Raw genomic sequence first — 4,114 nt, forward strand, 5'->3', positions numbered from 1 at the left:
CCGCCGGGCCCTCGTGAGGTCAACCGGCGGCGAGGGGAATCTAGGGGTGGCGGGATGCGATCACGGCCAGGAGCCAGAGTGTCGTCACCACAGCGAGCACGAGAGCGGAAACCAAGAGGGCGACGGCTACCCGTTGGCCGGTCATGCGGCACCGTCCCCCGGCGGAAGCGCGCGAGGCGCTACCTGACCGATGACGGTCACGCCCGTGAAGTCGGACGGCGGCTCCACCAGCATGTATCGGCCGTACGACCACCGGTAGCGCTTGTGGCCCGTCGCCTGTGTGTGGCGGCGCATCCACTCTTCTGCCGGCGCTTCCACCACGTAGACCCCGGACTCTGCCTTGCACTCGACGTCGTCGCCGGACACGCACACGACGGATAGCTCGTTCATGCCCAGCGGGTCTCGCGTTATCTCCCACCGAAGGTACCGGAAAGTCTGCCTACTCAACTCCCATCCTCCTTGGGCTTGTTGGGCTCGTTGGCGTTCAAGCGGATGGGGCCATCGGGCTTGCCGCGCCCGGCGCGGTGCTCGGCGCACTGGCACTTCGGGAATGCAGCCGCGTAGGGGTCGCGACGTTTCTTCCTCGGTGGAGGCTTGGGGAAGAACAGCATCCCGTCAGCGCCGTACTTCGCCATGAGCCGTGACAGCTCTGCCCGCGCGTCGCTACTCACGAGAACAGCCAATGCAGGCGGCCCAGTTCGGTCCGCAAGCGCGCCAGCGCGGCCCGATCGGTGCGGTACTCGCTCGCAGCCGGCCAGTCAGCGGGAGCCATGCCCCAGGCTCCACCGGCACGCAGGATGGCTTCCACCGGTCCACTAGAAGGAGGGCAAGGCGCGGGGGCCCGCGGAGGTTTGGTGGGGCGGTCGCGCTTCCGGGACACTGTTCCACTCCTCTCCGTAGCGAGAGCACTACCGGAAGGTTCAGCGTGGACCAATGCAGGGAAGCATTCAACCTCCCGAAAGAGGATGAAAGGATGGTGAAAAGCCCTTGAATCGCAAAGAGTTGAATCCGGAAGCTTCCCCCCAGGCAGCCTACGGAGCGCGGCTGCGCAGCCTGCGGGAGGCGCGCGGCTGGACTCAGGATGACCTAGCCGCGCATATGGACTATTCCAGCGTGCATATCTCTGGCGTTGAAACTGGTCGGAAGTCTCCAACTCTCCGTTTCTCGCGTGGTGTCGATAGCGCGCTCGGCCTGGTGGGTGCCGGTGAGTCGTTCGAACGGGAGTACCGCGAGATCAAACATGGCAGCCTCCTGGAAGGCTTCCCGGAGTACGTCGGGTACGAGGGTCGCGCGGTAGAGATCCGGATCTACAACATCGGGATCATCCCCGGGCTGTTGCAGACGCCGGACTATGCGCGGGTGTTGGCGGACAGCGCTGCGAGGAGAGGGGCGATCACGCCCGAGCATGCAGACAAGCGAGTCACGTTCCTGATGGAGCGGCAGGCAGCGCTAGAGCGGCAACCCCCTCCCATGCTGTTCGTGGTGCTGGACGAGAGCTGCATCCGGCGGCCCGTTGGCGGACCGGAGGTCATGAACGCCCAGCTTGAACGGCTGATCGAGTGCGCAGCGTGCCCCACGACGATCTTGCAAGTAGCGCCATACGATATCGGCGAGCGACGGACGTTCGACCTCCCGGTCAACCTGCTGACGATGCCTGACCGCTCAGTCGTCGCGTATGCCGAGTCTCAGGCTCAAGGCAACGTGGACCGTGAGCCCGCAATCGTACTTCCTATGCTGACGGCCTACCATCAGTTGCAGGGCGAAGCGCTTTCGAAGACAGCGTCTGCACTCATGATGAAAGAGATACGAGAGGTCAGCTCGTGAATGGTGACTACCCGGTTCCCCACTGGTTCAAATCCTCCTACAGCAACAACGGTGGCGACTGCATAGAGGTCGCCAGCAACCTCGTCCCTCTGCGCAGCGTCGTCCCTGTTCGTGACAGCAAGAACCCGGACGGTCCGGCCCTCGCCGTCTCCCCCGACGCGTGGTCCGCGTTCGTCGCGTTCGCGGCCCGTAGCGACGTCTGAGCTGCCGCAAACGCAAAAGGCCCCCGCACCGGCATGTAGCCGGTGCGGGGGCGTAGTTGTCAGCGGGCGGCAGTGGTCTGCCACAGGGTGAGCAGCAGTCCGGCGACGGCGACGAGTGCGGCGATGCTGGGGAGCGGCCAGCGGCTTCTTTCGACCGCCGCGAGCCGCTGATCAAGCTCGGCGAGCCGCTGGTCGGTCTGGTCGGAGCGCTGCACAAGCAGGGCGAGCGCTCCGTCGAGGCGAGCGAACCCCGCCTCGACCGTGCCGCGCAACCGTTCCAGTTCGAGGGCGACGTCGGTACCGGTTGAATCGGTCACCAGTCGTCGCCCTTGGCCGGGGGAGTGTCGTCGACCAGGCCGAGGCCGATTCGGTCGAGCAGCGCCTCGACGGCGGGCAGGGCCATGACGCGGGCGAGGCCGCCCGCGACGGCGAGGGCGCCCGCCACCCACGGGAGGGATGCGGGGATGCCGGACGCGTCGACGATGGCGGGCAGAGCGAGAGCGATGGCGACCACGGTCTGAAGGACCGTACGGACGGTGCGCTTGTTGGCGGGGGTCAAGAGGTGTGCCTTTCGATCGGGGTGTGGTTCAGCTCTTGGGGACCTTGAGGGCGTCCCACTGACGGCGGCCGGGCCAGCCGTCGCAGAACTCGGGGGCGTCGCCGAGCTTGCGTTGCCACTTGCGGAAGGACTCCCGGTCGGCGGCGGACCACTGCGGGCCGGGCCCGTCCTCGTACGCGGAGCAGCCCTCGGCGACCAGGCGGCGACCCATGGCCGTGATGATGGGCGAGCGGGGCGTCTTCTTGAACCAGTCGGCGCCGGGGAACGGCTCGTACGCGGTGCCGCCGCCTCCACTGCCTCCGCCTGCCCAGCGGCGTAGCGTGGCCCGGTCTGCGAAGGCGGCGACGCTGGTGTCGAGGGGCCGGTCGGTGTGCTGGTGAAACAGCCACTTCGCCTCGACACGCGGATGACCCGCTGTGACGTAGTCGGCGATCCACAGCGCATCACCGGCCTGGCTGGTGGTGTCGCGGTTCTTCCAGTAGTCGAGGTTGCAGTACAGGCCGACGCGGTGATTGCTGCCCCGCAGCCGTTTCACCTCGGCAAGGAAATGGTCCTTGTCCGCGCAGCTCACGCCGGGGTCTTCCCAATCCGCGAACAGCGGGTCGCCCTCGACGGAAGCGCACTTCTCGACGAAGTACGCGGCCTGCGCGCTCATGCTGCCGGGGCGCAGGAAGTGGTAGAAGCCGACAACGAGGCCGGCTGACCTGCCGCGGGCGGCCTGCGCGGTCATCTTCGGGTTGATGTACGACGTGCCTTCGGTCGCCTTGACGAACACGAAGTCGAGGCCGTCGGTCGAGTAGGTGGTCGACTGGTACGACGAGACGTCGATGCCTCGTACGGTCATGTGGGTCTCCTGGCATGAGAAACGCCCCGGCGTTATGTCGGGGCGTGGTGGTTGGTGTGCCGTGGTCAGCCGATGCCGGCCCAGTAGCACGTCTGGCCGTCGGTCATGTCGGCGAGCGCGAGGGTGGTGGGCAAGGTGGTGAGGGTGGTGGATGACGTCTGGAGCCACCGGTAGACGCCGCGGGTGTCGGTGGGCCGTGCGCCGCTGGTCGTGCCGTTCCCTGCCCAGTTGGTAGCGGCGAGGTACGGCACGGTCGTGCCGGTCCCCTTGATCAGAATTGCCACGTAGTAGCTGCCGGCAGCGAGCTGCACGGGCGCGGTCAGGTTGAAGGTTGCGAGCTGCCCACCGATGTTGTGCGTCTCGGGGAGCGACGAGATGACGCTCGCAGTCTGCGCTACCCGCTTGAGGTCCCTGTCGTAGATCCCGAGGTAGGCGGCCGTCACGGTCGACTTGGGCTTGTCGTAGCCCATGACGTGCACGGCCAGCTTTGAGACGGTGCCGACCGTGCGGAGCGGGACACCGACGAGGTACAGGCGGCCGGCCTCGCTCGGCATGTCGCCGGGGGTGCGGGACTCGGCGCTGAGGTCGTACGCCCAGGACCGTAGTCCGTAGTCGTCGGGCATCCACGCCCCCGGCAGGGGCGGCGGCGCCAACTTCGACGTCAACAACTACACGGTCTACGGC

General features: G+C 67.0%; 7 protein-coding genes and 2 pseudogenes. 2 read left to right on the top strand and 7 right to left on the bottom strand.

The annotated features are described in order from the left end of the window. Positions 1-141: 141 nt before the first annotated feature. Positions 142-390: a hypothetical protein gene (locus tag ACFU99_RS35595; RefSeq protein WP_384400340.1), complete on the bottom strand. Its 249-nt coding sequence runs from the start codon at positions 388-390 to the stop codon at positions 142-144. Between the two features lie 277 nt (positions 391-667). After that, a complete protein-coding gene (locus tag ACFU99_RS35600; protein ID WP_384400343.1) occupies positions 668-808 on the bottom strand; it encodes a hypothetical protein in 141 nt (46 codons plus the stop codon). A gap of 179 nt (positions 809-987) precedes the next feature. On the opposite strand from ACFU99_RS35600, the gene ACFU99_RS35605 reads away from it, so the two are divergent. Continuing rightward, complete coding sequence (locus ACFU99_RS35605; RefSeq protein WP_384400346.1) at positions 988-1,824, top strand: helix-turn-helix domain-containing protein; 837 nt, start codon at positions 988-990, stop codon at positions 1,822-1,824. Continuing rightward, entirely contained in the window at positions 1,821-2,027 is a 207-nt protein-coding gene (locus ACFU99_RS35610; RefSeq protein WP_384400349.1) for a DUF397 domain-containing protein, read from the top strand. Before ACFU99_RS35605 ends, ACFU99_RS35610 begins: the two co-directional genes overlap by 4 nt. 59 nt (positions 2,028-2,086) lie before the next feature. On the opposite strand, the gene ACFU99_RS35615 is transcribed toward ACFU99_RS35610, so the two are convergent. The 5 genes and pseudogenes from ACFU99_RS35615 to ACFU99_RS35635 all read right to left on the bottom strand — a co-directional run bounded on the left by ACFU99_RS35615 (position 2,087) and on the right by ACFU99_RS35635 (position 4,095). Continuing rightward, positions 2,087-2,344, bottom strand: a complete 258-nt coding sequence (locus ACFU99_RS35615) for a hypothetical protein (protein ID WP_384400351.1) — start codon at positions 2,342-2,344, stop codon at positions 2,087-2,089. Further along, a complete protein-coding gene (locus tag ACFU99_RS35620) occupies positions 2,341-2,586 on the bottom strand; it encodes a hypothetical protein (protein ID WP_384400354.1) in 246 nt (81 codons plus the stop codon). The genes ACFU99_RS35615 and ACFU99_RS35620 overlap by 4 nt, the downstream gene beginning before the upstream one ends. A gap of 28 nt (positions 2,587-2,614) precedes the next feature. Further along, a pseudogene (locus ACFU99_RS35625) lies at positions 2,615-2,839 on the bottom strand (peptidoglycan-binding protein); the annotation flags it as partial. A gap of 51 nt (positions 2,840-2,890) precedes the next feature. Next, a pseudogene (locus ACFU99_RS35630) lies at positions 2,891-3,430 on the bottom strand (glycoside hydrolase family 25 protein); the annotation flags it as partial. Positions 3,431-3,495: 65 nt separating this feature from the next. Further along, positions 3,496-4,095: a hypothetical protein gene (locus ACFU99_RS35635; RefSeq protein ID WP_384400357.1), complete on the bottom strand. Its 600-nt coding sequence runs from the start codon at positions 4,093-4,095 to the stop codon at positions 3,496-3,498. Positions 4,096-4,114 lie beyond the last annotated feature (19 nt).

This window comes from Streptomyces sp. NPDC057654 (assembly GCF_042800135.1).
GTDB lineage: Bacteria > Actinomycetota > Actinomycetes > Streptomycetales > Streptomycetaceae > Streptomyces.